We start from the raw sequence: 15,523 nt of genomic DNA on the forward strand, positions 1-15,523 counted from the left end.
GTTCGGACGGTCCGCCCGGGGGGCGGTGACTGATCAACTGCCCCCGCGGACACCCTTGGCGACCCTTGAGCAATGTGACATATTACTGACGTGCTCACGAGACGCCCCCTGGATGCCGTCATCATCGGGGCCGGAGTGGTCGGTGCGGCCTGTGCCCACTACGCCTCCCGGTCCGGACTCTCCGTAGCCGTCGTCGACCGGGGTCCGGTGGCGGGCGGAACCACCGGAGCCGGTGAGGGAAACCTCCTGGTCTCCGACAAAGTGCCCGGACCGGAGCTCGAACTCGCCCTGCTCTCCGCCAGGTTGTGGCAGGAGCTGGCCGAGGAGCTGCCCCCGGGCATCGAGTACGAGGCCAAGGGGGGCGTGGTCGTCGCGGCGTCCGAGGACTCCCTGGCCGCCCTGTCCGCCACCGCCGAGGGCCAGCGCGCGGCGGGCGTCGAGGCGCACCCCGTCTCCGCCGGCCGGCTCCGGGACGTCGAGCCCCACCTCGCGCCCGGACTGGCCGGCGGCTGCCACTACCCGCAGGACGCCCAGGTCCAGCCGGCCCTGGCGGCCGCGGAGCTGCTGCGGTCGGCGGCCCGCTCCGGTGCGCTCGTGCGCCCCGGGGAGGAGGTCGTCGGGATCCTCCGCGACCGGGCCGGCGCGGTGTGCGGGGTCCGCACCGTACGGGGGGTGCTGCGGGCCCCCGCCGTGGTCAACGCGGCGGGCACCTGGGGCGGCGAACTCGCCGCGCTGGCCGGGGTGGAGCTCCCGGTCCTGCCGCGCCGGGGCTTCGTGCTCGTCACCGAACCGCTGCCCCGGCTGATCCGGCACAAGGTGTACGCGGCGGAGTACGTCGCCGACGTGTCGAGCGGGTCCGCCGCGCTCCAGACCTCGCCCGTGGTGGAGGGGACCCCCTCCGGACCGGTGCTCATCGGGGCGAGCCGCGAACGGGTCGGCTTCGACCGGACGTTCTCCGTGCCGGTGGCCGCCCGGCTGGCGGCGGCCGCCACCGCGCTCTTCCCCGCCCTCGCCGACGTGCGGGTGATCCGCGCGTACCACGGCTTCCGCCCGTACCTGCCCGACCACCTCCCGGCGATCGGGCCGGACCCCCGGGTGCCGGGGCTCTTCCACGCCTGCGGGCACGAGGGGGCGGGGATCGGGCTGGCCCCGGCGACCGGGCTGCTGATCGCCGAGGCGGTCCGGGGGGCGCGGCCCACCCTCGGCCTCGCCCCGTTCGCCCCCGAACGGTTCGACCCCGAGCGCCGCGCCGTATGACGGTACGGGCGTACGCCACCCGGCGCCCCGCCGGGGAACAGCCCCGGGAACAGCCCCAGTGAGGACCGAGGAGAGGCACCAGTGAGACGCAGCCGAGCACGAACCCCCGCCGAACTCGTCGGCGCCGCACCGGAACCGGAGTTCCGGATGACCTTCGACGGCCGCCCGGTCGTGGGGCTGCCGGGCCAGACCGTCGCCGCCGCACTCTGGTCGGCGGGCATCCTGAGCTGGCGCACCACCCGGGTCGAGGGCCGCCCGAGAGGCGCCTTCTGCGGCATCGGCGCCTGCTACGAATGCCTGGCCACCGTCAACGGCCGCCCCAACCAGCGGGCCTGCCTGCTGCCCGCACGTCCGGGCGACACCATCACCACCCAGGAGGGCGACGGACATGCCGCACTCGACGGATGAGCCCCGCCCCCGGGGCACCGACCGCGCCGACCGCACCGGGTTCGCCGGGCTCGCCGTGGTGGGCGCGGGGCCGGCCGGTCTGGCCGCGGCCGTCACCGCCGCCGACCGGGGGGTCGACGTGGTCCTGCTGGACGCGGCCGACGCCCCCGGCGGGCAGTACTACCGCAGCCCGGCCCCCGGACTCGGCGCCGCCCGCCCCGAAGCGCTCCACCACCACTGGAACGCCTTCGCCGACCTCTCCGCCCGGCTTGCCGCACACCGCTCCACCGGCGCGGTCCGCCACCTCGCCCGCCACCAGGTGTGGACGGTCGAACGGGCCGGGGACGAGGGCTGGATCCTGCACGCGGTCACCGGCGACGACCGGGAGACCCGCACCGCCGTCCGGGCCCGCCGCGTCGTCCTGGCGACCGGCGCGTACGAGCGCCAGCTCCCGTTCCCCGGCTGGACCCTCCCCGGAGTGGTGAGCGCGGCCGGGGCCCAGGCGATGCTCAAGTCCGGGCTGGTGCTCCCGGGGCGCCGGATCGTGGTCGCCGGGAGCGGCCCGCTCCTCCAGGCCGTCGCCGCCTCGCTGACGCGGGCCGGGGCGAGCGTCCCGGCCCTGGTCGAGGCCGCCGGGTACGGGGCGTACGCCCGCGCGCCCCGGGTGCTGGCCGGCAACCCCGGCAAGGCGGTGGAGGGGGCCCGGTACGGGGCCGAACTGGCCCGCTCCGGGGTGCGGATGCTGACCCGCCGGGCCGTCACCGAGGTGCACGGGGACGAGCGCGTCGAGGCGGTGACCGTCAGCCGGGTGGACCACCGGTGGCGCCCCGTGGCCGGGACCGGGCGCCGGATCGCCTGCGACGCGCTCGCCGTCGGCCACGGACTCGTGCCGCAGCTGGACCTGGCCCTGGCGGCCGGGTGCGGCACCCGTACCGGCCCCGACGGCAGCCACGCGGTCACCGTCGACCGCTTCCTCGCGACCACCGTCACCGGGATCTGGGCCGCCGGCGAGTCGGGCGGCATCGGCGGCGTCGAACTGGCCCTCTGCGAAGGAGAGCTGGCGGCCCTCGCGGTCGTCCGCGAGACGCGGGGCGGAGTGCGCGCGAAGGACGCCCGCCGGGCGGTCGCCCTGGGGCGCGCCCGGCGCCGGATGCGGGAGTTCGCCGCCCTGATGGGGGCCGCGCACCGGCCGGGGGACGGCTGGAGCGAGTGGCTGGCCGACGACACGGAGGTCTGCCGCTGCGAGGAGGTCACCGCGGGCCGGATCCGCACCGCCTGCACGGAGCTGGGCGCCGGTGACACCCGTACCGCCAAGCTGCTCACCCGGGCCGGAATGGGCTGGTGCCAGGGGCGTACCTGCGGATTCGCCGTCCGCGCCCTGGCCGCCGCGCACGGCTCCGGGACCGCGCCCGGCGGCCCCGACCGCCGCCCGCTGGCCTGCCCGGTCAAGCTCGGTACGCTCGCCGGCCTGGCCGACCCCGGATAGCCCCACCACGTCCGTTCCCACCGCTGTCCCTGATGTCACCGCACTGTGCCATGTCACACCTCTCAAGGAGTCACGATGCAGACGAACACCGATCAGCGCACCCGTCCCTGGCACGGGGTCATGGTCGCCACCCCGATCACCCTGCGCGAGGACCGCACCATCGACTACGACGCCTTCGCCGCCCATGTGCGCTGGCTCATCGAGGAGGGCTGCGACGGCGTGGTCCCCAACGGCTCGCTCGGGGAGTACCAGACCCTGACCGACGACGAACGCGAACAGGTGGTCCGGGTCGCGGTCGAGGCCGCCGGTGACGGGAACCGCGTCATGCCGGGCGTCTCCGCGTACGGCAGCGCCGAATCGCGGCGCTGGGCGGAACGGGCCGCCGAGGCGGGCGCCGGTTCCGTCCTGCTGCTGCCGCCCAACGGGTACCGCTGCGACGACGAGGCGGTGCGCGCCCACTACGCCGAGGTGGCCGAGGTCGGCATCCCCGTCGTCGCGTACAACAACCCCTTCGACACCAAGGTCGACCTGAGCCCCCAGCTGCTCGCCCGGCTCCACCAGGACGGCAGCGTCGTGGCGGTCAAGGAGTTCAGCGGCGACGTCCGCAGGGCGTACGAGATCGCCGAGGCGGCGCCCGGCCTCGATCTGCTGATCGGCGCCGACGACGTGCTGCTGGAGCTGGCGCTGGGCGGTGCCGTCGGCTGGATCGCGGGCTGCCCGAACATGCTGCCGTCCTCCTGCGTCGACCTGTACCGGGCCGCGGTCGCCGGTGACCTCGCCACCGCCCTGCCGCTCTACCGGGAGCTGCACCCGCTGCTGCGCTGGGACTCCAAGCCGGAGTTCGTCCAGGCCATCAAGGCGTCCATGGACGTCGTCGGCCGGCACGGCGGCCGCACCCGGCCCCCGCGCTTCCCGCTGCCCGCGGAGGACCTGGCCGCCGTGCGCGCCGCGACGGAGAAGGTCCTGGCCGGCGGCGCGCGCTGAGCCGCGTGCGGTCCGGGCCGGCCCAGCACCGGCCTGCCCGGACCGCCGTCCTCCCACGATCCCGTGTTCCCGTGATCTCGTGTTCTTCTTCGTGTCCGCCGTGACGAACCAGGGGGAGCCTTGCAGACCCGTCACATCTTCCACGCCGTCGACTCACACACCGAGGGCATGCCGACCCGGGTCATCACCGGTGGCATCGGCACCATCCCCGGCGCCACCATGGCCGAGCGGCGCACCCACTTCCAGCAGCACCGCGACGCCGTGCGCACCCTGCTCATGTACGAACCGCGCGGCCACGCCGCGATGAGCGGCGCCATCCTCCAGCCGCCCACCCGGCCGGACGCGGACTTCGGCGTCCTCTACATCGAGGTCTCCGGCTTCCTGCCGATGTGCGGTCACGGCACCATCGGGGTGGCGACCGTGCTGGTGGAGACCGGCATGGTGGAGGTCACCGAACCCGTCACCACCGTACGGCTGGACACCCCGGCCGGGCTCGTCTCCGTCGACGTACGGGTGAAGGACGGCGAGGCCACCGCGGTGACGCTCACCAACGTCCCGGCCTTCAGCGTCGCGCTGGACCGGACGGCCGAGGTGCCCGGGTACGGGACGGTGCGCTACGACCTCGCCTACGGCGGGAACTTCTACGCGATGGTCGAGCTGTCCGACCTCGGGCTGCCCTTCGACCGGGCGCGCAAGGACGACATCCTGGCCGCCGGACTCGCCCTGATGGACGTGGTCAACGCCACCGACCGGCCCGTCCACCCGGAGGCCCCGGACATCCACGGCCTCAAGCACGTCCAGTTCCTGGCACCCGGCTCCGACGCCCGCCACTCCCGGCACGCGATGGCCATCCACCCCGGCTGGTTCGACCGCTCGCCCTGCGGCACGGGCACCTCGGCCCGGATGGCGCAACTGCACGCGCGCGGCGAACTCCCCCTGGGCGCGGACTTCGTCAACGAGTCGTTCATCGGCACCTCGTTCACCGGGCGGCTCGTCGAGGAGACCACCGTGGGCGGGCTCCCGGCCGTCGTGCCCACCGTCACCGGGCGCGCCTGGATCACCGGTACCGCACAATTCTTCCTGAACCCGTCCGACCCCTTCCCCGAAGGATTTCTGCTGTGAACCTTCCCCTGCTCGGCGCCGACGACATCGCGGCCCTGGGACCGAGAGCGGCGGCCGACGCGCTGGAGGCGGCGCTGGGCGGGGGGCTGGACCCGGAGACGGTTCCGCCCCGGCACCACCTCCCGGTGCCCGGCGGAGAGCTGCTGATCATGCCCGCCACCACCCGGCGGGTCACCGGGGTGAAGATCGCCGGGGTCGCCCCGGACAACCCGGCGCGCGGCCTGCCCCGGATCACCGGGAGCTACCTCCTGCTCGACGGTGCCACCCTGCTGCCGCTCGCCCTGCTGGACGGGGCCGCGCTCACCACCCTGCGGACACCGGCCGTCTCCGCGCTGGCGATCCGCCACCTCACCGGGCCCGTCGTCCGCCACCTGGTGCTCTTCGGCACGGGACCGCAGGCGTACGGGCACCTCGACGCGGTACTGGCGGAGCGCCGCGTGGAGCGGGTCACCGTGACCGGCCGGACCCCGGGGCGGGCCGAGGAGCTCGCCGCGTACGCCCGCCGGCCCGGCACGGACGCCGGTACGGGCCGGGCGGACGGCTCCGACGTCGCCACCGCCGATCTGGTGCTCTGCTGCACCGCCTCCGCCACTCCGCTGTTCGACGGCGCCCTGGTGCCGGACGGGGCGACGGTCGTCGCGGTCGGCTCGCACACCCCGGACGCCCGCGAGGTCGACAGCGCGCTGGTGGCCCGGTCCGCCGTCTTCGTCGAGGCCCGCACGGCGGTGCTGGCGGGCGCGGGCGATCTGCTGATCCCCATGGCGGAGGGGGTGTTCGCCGCCGAGGACATCGTCGCCGGGCTGTCCGACCTGGTCACCGGCCGGGTTCCGGGCGGCGTTCCGGCCGCTTCCGCGGGGCCCCGGTTCTTCAAGAGCGTCGGAATGGGGTGGGAGGACCTGGCCGTCGCGGAGGCGGTGCACCGCAACTCCGCCTCGTAGCAGGGGCATCGGCGGGAAGGGCGGCCGCAGTGGACGGGTGGGCACCGACCGGGGACACCGGGCGTCCATGGAAACGTGACATTGTATCCTGAGGCTCCGCACGGTGCTGGAGGATGCAGACATGGCCCGCCTGACGACGCTCAACGCGATCTCCGCGCAGGAGCACTTGCGCGACCAGGTGGCGAACGCCCTCAGGGCGGCCCTCATCTCGGGGGAGCTCCGTCCCGGCGTGATCTACTCCGCCCCCGCCCTCGCCGCCGACTTCGGGGTCTCCGCCACCCCGGTCCGCGAGGCCATGCTCGACCTGGCCCGCGAGGGCCTGGTGGAGGCCGTGCGCAACAAGGGCTTCCGCGTGACGGAGCTGACCGAGCAGGACCTGGACGACTTCACCGAGCTCCGGGTCATGATCGAGGTCCCCACCGTCGGCCGGATCGCCCGGATGGGGAAGACCGCGGAGCTGGAGGCGCTGCGGCCGCTCGCGCGGGCGATCGTCGAGGCCGCCGCCGAGCACGACATACTCGGCTACCTGGAGGCCGACCGCCGCTTCCACCTCGAACTGCTCGGCCTGGTCGGCAACCGCCGCCTGGTGGAGGAGGTCGGCAATCTGCGCAAGCGCTCCCGCCTCTTCGGGCTGAACCGGCTCGACGAGTCCGGGCTGCTGGTCCAGTCGGCCGAGGAGCACGCCCAGTTGCTGGACCTGCTGATCGCCGGTGACGCGGCGGGCGCCGAGCGGTGCATGCTGGGCCACATGTCACACGTCAGGAACCTCTGGGCCGAGGAGAGCCCCGACGGGGCGGAGGGCGACAGCCCCCGGGTCGCCAAGGCCTGACCTCCCCGCCCGGCGCCGCCCTCCCGGCTCCACCCCGCGGGGACGGGGCCGGGAAGCGCGGCGGATGTCTCAGGCCCGGCTCTCCAGCAGCGCGCCCATCCACTCCTCGACCCCGTCGGCGGTCCGCGGCAGCGCGGACGACATCAGCCGGGCCCCGTCCTCGGTGATCACGAGATCGTCCTCGATCCGCACCCCGATGCCGCGCAGTTCCGGCGGCAGCGTCCCGTCGTCGGGCTGGAGGTAGAGTCCCGGCTCCACGGTCAGCACCTGGCCCGGCTCCAGTCGGCCGTCGAGATAGGCGCCGGCCCGTGCCTGGGCGCAGTCGTGCAGGTCCATCCCGAGCATGTGGCCGCTGCTGCACAGCGTGTACCGGCGGTGGAAGCCGTTCTCCGGGGCGAGCGCCTCGTCCGCGGACATCCGCAGCACACCCCACTCGTGCAGCCCTTCGGCGATGACCCGCATGGCCGCCCGGTGGAAGTCCCGGAAGCGGGCCCCCGGCCGTAGCGCCGCGATGCCCGCCTCCTGGGCGGCGAGCACCAGCTCGTACACACCGCGCTGGACGGGGGAGAAGCGGCCGGAGAGCGGCAGGGTGCGGGTGATGTCGGCGGTGTAGAGCGAATCGGTCTCCACCCCGGCGTCCAGCAACAGCAGGTGGCCGTCCTCCAGCGGGCCGTCGTTGCGGATCCAGTGCAGGACGCAGGCGTGCGCCCCGGCCGCGGCGATCGTGGAGTACCCGGGCCCGTTCCCCTCCAGCCGGGCCCGCAGATCGAAGACGCCCTCGATCCAGCGCTCCCCGCGCGGATGGCGCAACGCCCGCGGCAGGCTGCGTACGACGTCCTCGAAGCCCGCCGTCGTCGCGTCCACGGCCAGCTGCAACTGCGCTGTCTCCCAGGGGTCCTTGACGAGCCGGAGCTCGCTGAGCACGGCTTCGAGCCCGGCCGGTGCCGAGCGCCCGAGCGGGAACGGGCGCCGGGAGCGCAGGAGTTCGTCGACGGACGGGTCCACCCCGCCCAGCGCCCGCACCGGCGGCTGCGGCCCGGCGAAGAGCTTCTCCCAGTCCTCCAGCGGCTCGCAGCGCAGCCCGGTCAGTTCGGCGGCCTCCGCCAGATCCGGCCGGCGGCCCACCCAGAACTCCCCGTACCTGCGGTCCTGGTAGAACTCCCGGCCGGTACGGGGCGAGCGGGGCCGCAGGTAGAGCACCGCCTCGTGCCGCTCGTCGCCGTCCGGTTCCAGGACCAGGACGTGTCCGGCCTGGTCCTCGCCGGTGAGGCCGGTGAGCCAGGCGTACCCGGTGTGCGGCCGGAAGCGGTGGTCGGTGTCGTTGGAGCGGACCCGGAGCGCCCCGGCCGGGACGACCAGCCGCTCGCCGGGGAAGCGCGCGGCCAGCCGGGCGCGGCGGGCGGGGGTCAGCCCGTGGGAGGGGACGCGGGAGTCCGGCCGCGCGGGGGTGTCCGCCCAGGCCGTGCTCATGAAGGCGTCCAGGGCGGCGGAGACCGGCAGATCGTGGCTTCCGGTGCTGGGCGCGGAGAAGGAACGGGACACGGGCATGGCTCCTCGGGGCTCGGCCGGGGCCCGGGTACGGGGCGCCGGGTGCTGTCGGGAGGCGGGACCCGGCCGGAAGAACGGTGGTGGCGACCGGCTCGTGCGGTGCCGCATCCCTGGGTCCGTGCTGGGGGCGGAAGTTGTCGCGCAGATGAATGTGCGTGAGAGGGCTTCCGAAGGACATGTGACATGTGCCATTGTACAGCGCGCAAGGGAACGGAAGCTGTGTCCATGTCACGACGTGGGCGGTCCGGGCCGGGCCCCACCGGCACCCTCGCATTCCCCCACAGCCGCGCCTTGTCGCGCGGTCACCACTCCGCTGGGAGGCGGCACGTGAAGAACCTGAGGGTTCGTCAGAAAATAGCTGGACTGTCCACCGCGGTCCTGGCGGCATGCCTGGGCGTGGGCATGCTCTCCGCGCCGAGTCAGGCCGCAGGACAGCCCCCCGTGGCCTCGGCCACGGCCCCCCACGCCTCGAAGGCCGCCGGGCGGCAGGCGGAACCCCGCACCGGGGCCCCCGGCGGTCCCACCGCCGAGTCGCTGACCGCACCCGTCGGCGATCCCGCCCACACCGACCGCTCGGCGCTCAAGGCCGCCGACCGGCCTCCGCAGTCCGCGTCCAAGGACGCGCTCAGGCGGGACTACGACGACCCGGCCGCCGCGCTCCCGAGCCACCTGGCACCGTCGATGAAGGCCGCGAAGCGGGCCGGCCTCAAGGCGTCCGGCAAGGCCGCTGCCGCCGCGTGCGACGTCACCGACTTCACCAACAACACCGGAAGCGCCCTGGTCACGAAGGTCAAGGCGGCGACCACCGACTGCGTCAACACGCTCTTCAAGCTCCAGGGCCAGGACGGCTACAACGCCTTCCGCGAGGACCAGATGGTCACCGTCGCCGACGCGATGCGCGACGCCTCGGCCTCGTACCCCGGTGACGGCAGCACCGGGATGCCGCAGCTGATCCTCTTCCTCCGGGCCGGTTACTACGTCCAGTACTACGACCCCGACACCGTCGGCCAGTACGGCCCGCGTCTGAAGACGGCCATCCAGGGCGCGCTCGACGGCTTCTTCGGTTCCTCGCACGCCTACGACGTCACCGACGCCAACGGCGAGAGCCTGTCCGAGGCGATCATCCTGATCGACAGCGCCGAGCAGAACGCCCGCTATCTGAACGTCGTCAAGAAGATGCTGGCCGACTACAACGCGTCGTACGACGGCTCGTGGTACATGGTCAACGCCGTGAACAGCGTGTACACGGTGATGTTCCGCGGCCACCAGGTGCCGGAGTTCGTCAGCGCCATCGAGGCCGACTCCAGCGTGCTGAACTCCCTGCGCGACTTCGCCGCGAACCACCTCGACCTGCTGGGCACCAAGAACTCGTTCCTGGCCGCCAACGCGGGACTTGAACTCGGCCGCTTCCTCAAGGAGGACTCGCTGCGCGCCAAGGCGAGCCCGCTCGTGGTCGACCTGATGGGCAAGAGCTCCCTCGACAACGCCACCGCCCCGCTCTGGGTCAACCTGGCGATGATGGTCGACGCCTTCGACAAGGCCAACTGCGCCACGTACGGCGCCTGCAACCTCGCGGAGCGCCTGGAGAAGGCCGTCCTGCCGGTGCGGTTCACCTGTAGCGACAGCATCACCATCCGGGCGCAGGACATGAACCAGGCGGAGCTCGACGCGAGCTGTACCAGTCTGCGCAACCAGGACGCGTACTTCCACGAGGTGGCCCGGGACAACGGCCCGGTCGCCGACGACAACAACAAGACCATCGAGGTCGTGGTCTTCAACTCCAGCAGCGACTACCAGACCTACGCCGGCGTCATCTTCGGCATCGACACCAACAACGGCGGCATGTACCTGGAGGGCGACCCCAAGGCCGCCGGAAACACCCCCCGGTTCATCGCCTACGAGGCCGAGTGGGCCCGCCCCGACTTCCAGATCTGGAACCTCAACCACGAGTACACGCACTACCTCGACGGCCGGTTCGACATGTACGGCGACTTCGAGGCCGGAATGACCACGCCGACCGTCTGGTGGGTGGAGGGCTTCGCGGAGTACGTCTCCTACTCGTACCGCAAGGTCGCCTACGACGACGCCATCGCCCAGGCCGCCAACCGCACCTACCGCCTGAGCACCCTCTTCGACACCACCTACGACAACGCCGACCAGACCCGGGTCTACAACTGGGGCTACCTGGCCGTCCGTTACATGCTGGAGTCGCACCGCGGGGACCTCGACACCCTGCTCGGCCTCTACCGCAAGGGCGACTGGAACGGCGCCCGCACCCTGCTCACCTCGACCATCGGCAGCCGGTACGACTCCGACTGGGACACCTGGCTGACCGCCTGCGCGGCCGGTGCCTGCGGTGGCGGCTCCACCAACCCGCCCGGTGACATCACCGAGTGCAAGGACGCCGACGCCCGGATGCTGGGCCAGAACTGCATGCGCAGCGGGCTGAAGGCCGTCAAGGGCGACTACGCCTACCTGGCCGTCCTCATCCCGGCCGGCACCACCCAGCTGAAGATCACCGCCTCCGGCGGCACGGGCGACGCCGACCTCTACTACAGCTCGACGGGGTGGGCGACCACCGGGGCCTACACCGACAAGGCCGCCGGTGCGGGCAACGAGCACACCCTGACCGTCAACAACCCGGCGCCCGGGTACCACTACATCAGCCTCTACGGCAACGAGGCCTTCGACGGGGCCAAGGTGACCACCGAGTTCTGATCCCCACGACCCCCGCGGTGCCGGTCGGCCGAGTGATGTTCCCGCTCGGCCGACCGGCGCCGTCGCGCTTCCCGGGGGCGCGGCCGGGGTTCACCGCAGCCGTACGTCCCCCGGCCCCTCGTCGCGGAGGATCTCCACGATCCGGTCGAAGAGCGTCGGCCCGCGGCCCGCGAGGGCCTCGTCGAGCCGGTGGCGCAGTGCCGCGCGGTGGGTGGGGTCGGCCCGCTGGAGGCTCTGCCGCAGCTGCCGGGCCGTCTCCTCGTGGCCCAGGGCCCGCGCGGAGGCGGTGTGGTCCCGCCACTCGAAGACGTAGTCGCCGTCGTCGGGGGTACCCATGCCGCCGTGCAGACAGTCCGCGAGGGCGTCGAGATTGCGGCCGAAGTACCCGCCCGTGCCGTTCACGGCCTCGCCGATCACGTCCCAGAACCGGTCCAGACCGGTGATCCGGGCGCCGTCGATCACATACGTCACGGTCATGGGGGGAGCGTACAAGCCGCCGGACGCACGGCCCGCCCCGCCGCACCGCACACGTGATCCGCGCCGCAGGTGGGGGCTGCGGCGCGGATCGGTCCCGAGGTCCGGGGCTCAGGGGGTGTCCGACACATGCCCGCGGCGTCGCCCGCGCTCATGTGTCGGACCCTCCCCTAGGGAGTGTCTGACACATGCCCGCGGCGTCGCGGGGTCCGGCACGCACGCTCGCGGCGTTGCCGAACCGCCCACGTGGCTCCGCCACGCGGACGCCCCGGCGCCTTGCGACCGCACGCACCGGACCCCGCTCCTTCACCCGCACTCATTTATCAGACACCCCCTAGCAGCCCTGGTCGATCAGACGGAAGGTGGCGTAGTGGTCACTGGTGTAGTAGTCCTCCCGCGTCTTCTGACCGGTCACGATCCGCCGCGCGCCGCGCGTCGAGGAGCCGGGGGTGATGACGGTGTACTCGTGGTAGTAGCCGGTGCTCTGGCTGGGCAGGACGCCTTCCCGGTTCTGGAAGACGACACCGTCCTGCGAGTAGGGGAACGGACCGCCCTTGGCGATCAGGTTCATGGTGTCGTGGGCCTGCGAGGGCAGTGTCGAGTAGCAGACGCTGCCGACCGAGGCGACGGAGGAGAGCGAGGAGGCGGCGACCGGTGCGGCGGTCGTGGCGCCGGCCGTGGCGGCCGGGGCGCCGACGAGGAGGACGGACAGAAGGGCGGCGGCGCCGCCGAGCGTGGTGATCCGTGGGGGGATTCGCATGGCCACCATGATGACGCGCGTAGACAGGGCGGCGTCAACGGCGACCGATGTGAATTTTTTGGGAGTTAACCCGGGAGGAGGAATTGTGTCGATCGAATGTCCGAGGTCTCTCCGGTCGACTGCGACCCTCTGTTCACTTGTTGATGAATCGACAAGCGTGACGGCCTGTCAGCGGGGCATGCATCCCGTGGACATGTTCCGGGCAAGGACGAGGAGCGGCGGTCGACGACCAACGACCGCCGACAAGGAAACAGGAGGCGATTCACTGTGCGGGCGGGGGAGCCGATGGGATGTCAGGGAGAGTCGGGTTCCATGACGGGCGGGGCGCCGGGGGACCCGGTGACGAAGGGCCGCGGTCCGGTCACCTTACGCCGCAGACTGGCCCACGCCGATCTGGCGGCCGTCAGCGAAGTACGCGGGGCCCTGCGGGAGTTCCTGCGCTACCGATGGAGCGACGAGCCGGCCGGAGTGGCCGAGCTGCTGCTCAGCGAGGTGGTGACCAACGCGCTGATCCACACGGCGCACGGCGCGGTCGTCACCGCGAGCGTGGCCCCCACCGGGCTGCGCGTGGAAGTGCGGGACTTCGTGCCCGGACTGCCCCTGTCGTACGTACCGGACGCCGACGACGGTACGCACGGCCGGGGGCTGCTCCTGGTGAAGGCCCTCGCGGACGCCTGGGGGGTCAGCCCCCAGGCCCTGGGCAAGGTCGTCTGGTTCGAACTGGACGGCGGAAGGCCCTGACGGGCCGGCGGGGCCGGGCCATCAGGGCCTTCCGGTGGCGGATCGGCCGGGGAATCAGCCGAACTGCTGCTCCAGGTCCTTCAGTTTCTGCTCCAGCGTGTCGAGCCGGGGCAGTGCCTGGGTGTCGTCCTCGGCGGTGAGGTCGACGGTGACGGGCTCATCCTTGCTCCGATCCGGGGCCGGACCCGTACCCGGGCCCGTACCCGCCACGGCCTGCAGGGAAGGCCGGGGACGCAGGGGCAGTTGTCCCGGCTCGGATATGGCGGGCTCCACGGCCGGCGGCCCGGAGCCCGCCGTGGTGGTGATGGCCTGGACGTCCACCGGGGCGGGCGCGGCGCGGCCGACCCGGTGCCAGGCCCGGTTCTGCCGGTTCAGGGCCTTGATGTGGGCCCGGTCCAGCTTCTCCTGGTCCTTCCTGCGGAGACGGTTCTGCTCCTTCTCCCGCCGGTCCTCGCGCACCTCGTCGACCGCCTCGTCGAGGGTGCGCACGTTCTCCAGGAGCATCAGCGACCAGGCGCCGAAGGTCTCCCGGGGGGCGCGCAGCCACCGTACGATCCGGATCTGCGGCAGCGGACGGGGCACCAGGCCCTGTTCGCGCAGCGCGGCCCGGCGGGTCTGTTTCAGGGCCCGGTCGAAGAGCACGGCCGCCGAGAGCGACATGCCCGCGAAGAAGTGCGGGGCACCCGCGTGGTCGATCCCGCGCGGGGCGTGCACCCAGTTGAACCAGGCGGCGGCGCCGGCGAACGTCCACACCAGCAGCCGGGAGCCGAGTGCCGCGTCGCCGTGGCTGGCCTCCCGTACCGCGAGCACGGAACAGAACATGGCCGCGCCGTCGAGGCCGAAGGGGACCAGGTACTCCCAGCCCCCGGAGAGGCCGAGGTTCTGCTCGCCGAAGCCGACGAGCCCGTGGAAGGAGAGTGCGGCGGCGACCGCCGCACAGCAGAACAGCAGGACGTACGAAGCGGTGGCGTACAGGGCTTCCTTGCGTCGGCGCCGTTCCTCGCTGCGTTCCCAGGTGTCGTCGGCCGCGGATGCGTCAGTGGCGCGTTTACCGCGTGCGACCACCGCCATCGCCGCCAGGACTCCCACGAGCAGCACGGCGCCCGGAAGCAGCCAGTTCAGCGATATGTCGGTCAGTCTCATGCGCGGTCCCTTGCGTAGCGTTAGGGCATTTCGGGCGCCATGATTGCCCAAACCCGTTCGCTTACAGGGGGTTTCGGGCCAAGAGAACGCCATCGGGTCGGCGCTGCGCACGGATGACCGGGACCGAATCGAACTCCCTTATGAGAAAGGGGAATCGGGTTCGAATTCCACCACGCTTGCGGGGGATGCCGCTCAGGGGGCCGACGTCAACTTCCGTACCCGGTCGGCGTCACAGGTGCGCGGGCAGGTGACGCAGGTGTCCTCGGGGCGCAGCGTGTAGAAGAGGCAGCAGCTCGCCCGGTCGCGGGTGGGCAGTGACTCGCCATCCGGACCGGTCAGTTCGCGGAACCCGGCCGTGCCGACGAACGGCTTCGTGGTGCCCGGCAGCAGCGCCTCCAGCTCGGCCATGGCGCGCCGCTCCTCGCCGAGCAGATGGGCGACGTACCAGAGCCCCTCGACGACCTCGTCGGTCGCCATGCCCCACAGGGCGCGCCGGCCGCGCCGCATCCGCGGGCCGAAGCCGTCGAGCACCGGGCCGAGATGGCCGGCCACCGCGGCGAGGACCTCGGCCCGCAGCGCCGCCTCGTCGGCGACCACCCGGGCACCGGGCAGCGCGGCGGCCGGGTCGTCGGGCAGGCAGGCGAACTCCCGTACCCGCAGGGTCATCCGGCCCAGCGCCCGGTGGAACGCCACGTCCGCCACCGGGATCCGCGGCACCCGCCGGTGCAGGAACCACGGCACCGTCACCAGAAGACAGGCGGGCCAGGCGTAGCGGTGCAGTCCGAAGCTGGCCACCACGTCCGGCCGGGCCTCCTGGCCGTAGTCCCGCACGACCTGCTCGTGGTCCCAGGAGAGGAAGGCGTCCAGCGCCGTGCCGCCCCGGGCGAGCTCGGCCGCACCCACCCAGCCCGCTCCGCCGGGTGCGCTCTCGCCGTCGGCCAGCACCTGCGCGCGCAGGCCGGGGAAGACCTCGGTCAGACGGGCGTACGCGTCCGTCACGGCCGATGCCGCGGTGCCGGGGAGCAGGGTGGGGAGGGTCATGCAGGGACCACCGAATCACGATCGTTTGCAGGTTAGCCTTACCTTACCCGACCGGAACGATGTTTGAACTGCGGCTCCCTGCGCCTATCGTGCAC

The 15,523-nt window shown here is 73.0% G+C and carries 14 protein-coding genes; 9 read left to right on the forward strand and 5 right to left on the reverse strand.

Annotated features, from left to right (window positions below; all coding sequences use genetic code 11):
* Nucleotides 1–90 precede the first annotated feature (90 nt).
* From ACIQGQ_RS17620 to ACIQGQ_RS17650, 7 genes are all read left to right on the forward strand, one after another.
* The gene (locus tag ACIQGQ_RS17620; RefSeq protein WP_402396483.1) at nt 91–1,257 is read left to right on the forward strand and encodes an NAD(P)/FAD-dependent oxidoreductase; all 1,167 of its coding nucleotides are present in this window, start codon (nt 91–93) and stop codon (nt 1,255–1,257) included.
* Between the two features lie 147 nt (nt 1,258–1,404).
* Entirely contained in the window at nt 1,405–1,665 is a 261-nt protein-coding gene (locus tag ACIQGQ_RS17625; protein ID WP_402396912.1) for a (2Fe-2S)-binding protein, read from the forward strand.
* Nucleotides 1,646–3,130: an NAD(P)/FAD-dependent oxidoreductase gene (locus ACIQGQ_RS17630; protein ID WP_402396485.1), complete on the forward strand. Its 1,485-nt coding sequence runs from the start codon at nt 1,646–1,648 to the stop codon at nt 3,128–3,130. Before ACIQGQ_RS17625 ends, ACIQGQ_RS17630 begins: the two co-directional genes overlap by 20 nt.
* Before the next feature lie 75 nt (nt 3,131–3,205).
* Nucleotides 3,206–4,114, forward strand: coding sequence for a dihydrodipicolinate synthase family protein (locus ACIQGQ_RS17635; protein WP_402396488.1), 909 nt, complete (start codon nt 3,206–3,208; stop codon nt 4,112–4,114).
* Between the two features lie 120 nt (nt 4,115–4,234).
* Nucleotides 4,235–5,236, forward strand: coding sequence for a proline racemase family protein (locus tag ACIQGQ_RS17640; RefSeq protein ID WP_402396491.1), 1,002 nt, complete (start codon nt 4,235–4,237; stop codon nt 5,234–5,236).
* Nucleotides 5,233–6,174 (forward strand): ornithine cyclodeaminase family protein, encoded by a 942-nt coding sequence (locus ACIQGQ_RS17645; protein ID WP_402396494.1) that lies wholly within the window; start codon nt 5,233–5,235, stop codon nt 6,172–6,174. The genes ACIQGQ_RS17640 and ACIQGQ_RS17645 overlap by 4 nt, the downstream gene beginning before the upstream one ends.
* Nucleotides 6,175–6,295: 121 nt before the next feature.
* On the forward strand, nt 6,296–7,003 hold the full coding sequence (locus ACIQGQ_RS17650) for a GntR family transcriptional regulator (protein WP_402396497.1): 708 nt from the start codon (nt 6,296–6,298) through the stop codon (nt 7,001–7,003).
* A gap of 69 nt (nt 7,004–7,072) precedes the next feature.
* Here ACIQGQ_RS17650 and ACIQGQ_RS17655 read toward each other — a convergent pair whose 3' ends face one another.
* Complete coding sequence (locus ACIQGQ_RS17655) at nt 7,073–8,551, reverse strand: aminopeptidase P family protein (protein ID WP_402396500.1); 1,479 nt, start codon at nt 8,549–8,551, stop codon at nt 7,073–7,075.
* Nucleotides 8,552–8,878: 327 nt separating this feature from the next.
* Between ACIQGQ_RS17655 and ACIQGQ_RS17660 the strand changes: the two genes are divergently transcribed.
* Complete coding sequence (locus ACIQGQ_RS17660) at nt 8,879–11,269, forward strand: collagenase (RefSeq protein WP_402396503.1); 2,391 nt, start codon at nt 8,879–8,881, stop codon at nt 11,267–11,269.
* 90 nt (nt 11,270–11,359) lie between these two features.
* On the opposite strand, the gene ACIQGQ_RS17665 is transcribed toward ACIQGQ_RS17660, so the two are convergent.
* Nucleotides 11,360–11,746, reverse strand: coding sequence for a barstar family protein (locus ACIQGQ_RS17665; protein WP_402396506.1), 387 nt, complete (start codon nt 11,744–11,746; stop codon nt 11,360–11,362).
* Between the two features lie 331 nt (nt 11,747–12,077).
* Nucleotides 12,078–12,503, reverse strand: coding sequence for a ribonuclease (locus ACIQGQ_RS17670; RefSeq protein WP_366298966.1), 426 nt, complete (start codon nt 12,501–12,503; stop codon nt 12,078–12,080).
* A gap of 378 nt (nt 12,504–12,881) precedes the next feature.
* On the opposite strand from ACIQGQ_RS17670, the gene ACIQGQ_RS17675 reads away from it, so the two are divergent.
* Entirely contained in the window at nt 12,882–13,244 is a 363-nt protein-coding gene (locus tag ACIQGQ_RS17675; protein ID WP_402396915.1) for an ATP-binding protein, read from the forward strand.
* Between the two features lie 54 nt (nt 13,245–13,298).
* On the opposite strand, the gene ACIQGQ_RS17680 is transcribed toward ACIQGQ_RS17675, so the two are convergent.
* Nucleotides 13,299–14,387 carry a DUF2637 domain-containing protein gene (locus ACIQGQ_RS17680; RefSeq protein ID WP_402396510.1) on the reverse strand — a complete coding sequence of 363 codons (1,089 nt, stop codon included), beginning with the start codon at nt 14,385–14,387 and terminating at the stop codon, nt 13,299–13,301.
* Nucleotides 14,388–14,579: 192 nt separating this feature from the next.
* Nucleotides 14,580–15,428 carry a (2Fe-2S)-binding protein gene (locus ACIQGQ_RS17685; RefSeq protein ID WP_402396513.1) on the reverse strand — a complete coding sequence of 283 codons (849 nt, stop codon included), beginning with the start codon at nt 15,426–15,428 and terminating at the stop codon, nt 14,580–14,582.
* Nucleotides 15,429–15,523 lie beyond the last annotated feature (95 nt).

Source organism: Streptomyces sp. NPDC092952 (genome assembly GCF_044754785.1).
Classification (GTDB): Bacteria; Actinomycetota; Actinomycetes; order Streptomycetales; family Streptomycetaceae; genus Streptomyces.

What these genes read in the sequence shown, in the direction of transcription:
- ACIQGQ_RS17685 (WP_402396513.1), bottom strand. Translation starts at nt 15,428, where the DNA reads ATGACCCTCCCCACCCTGCTCCCCGGCACCGCGGCATCGGCCGTGACG.
- ACIQGQ_RS17665 (WP_402396506.1), bottom strand. Translation starts at nt 11,746, where the DNA reads ATGACCGTGACGTATGTGATCGACGGCGCCCGGATCACCGGTCTGGAC.
- ACIQGQ_RS17635 (WP_402396488.1), top strand. Translation starts at nt 3,206, where the DNA reads ATGCAGACGAACACCGATCAGCGCACCCGTCCCTGGCACGGGGTCATG.
- ACIQGQ_RS17655 (WP_402396500.1), bottom strand. Translation starts at nt 8,551, where the DNA reads ATGCCCGTGTCCCGTTCCTTCTCCGCGCCCAGCACCGGAAGCCACGAT.
- ACIQGQ_RS17630 (WP_402396485.1), top strand. Translation starts at nt 1,646, where the DNA reads ATGCCGCACTCGACGGATGAGCCCCGCCCCCGGGGCACCGACCGCGCC.
- ACIQGQ_RS17670 (WP_366298966.1), bottom strand. Translation starts at nt 12,503, where the DNA reads ATGCGAATCCCCCCACGGATCACCACGCTCGGCGGCGCCGCCGCCCTT.
- ACIQGQ_RS17625 (WP_402396912.1), top strand. Translation starts at nt 1,405, where the DNA reads ATGACCTTCGACGGCCGCCCGGTCGTGGGGCTGCCGGGCCAGACCGTC.
- ACIQGQ_RS17680 (WP_402396510.1), bottom strand. Translation starts at nt 14,387, where the DNA reads ATGAGACTGACCGACATATCGCTGAACTGGCTGCTTCCGGGCGCCGTG.
- ACIQGQ_RS17650 (WP_402396497.1), top strand. Translation starts at nt 6,296, where the DNA reads ATGGCCCGCCTGACGACGCTCAACGCGATCTCCGCGCAGGAGCACTTG.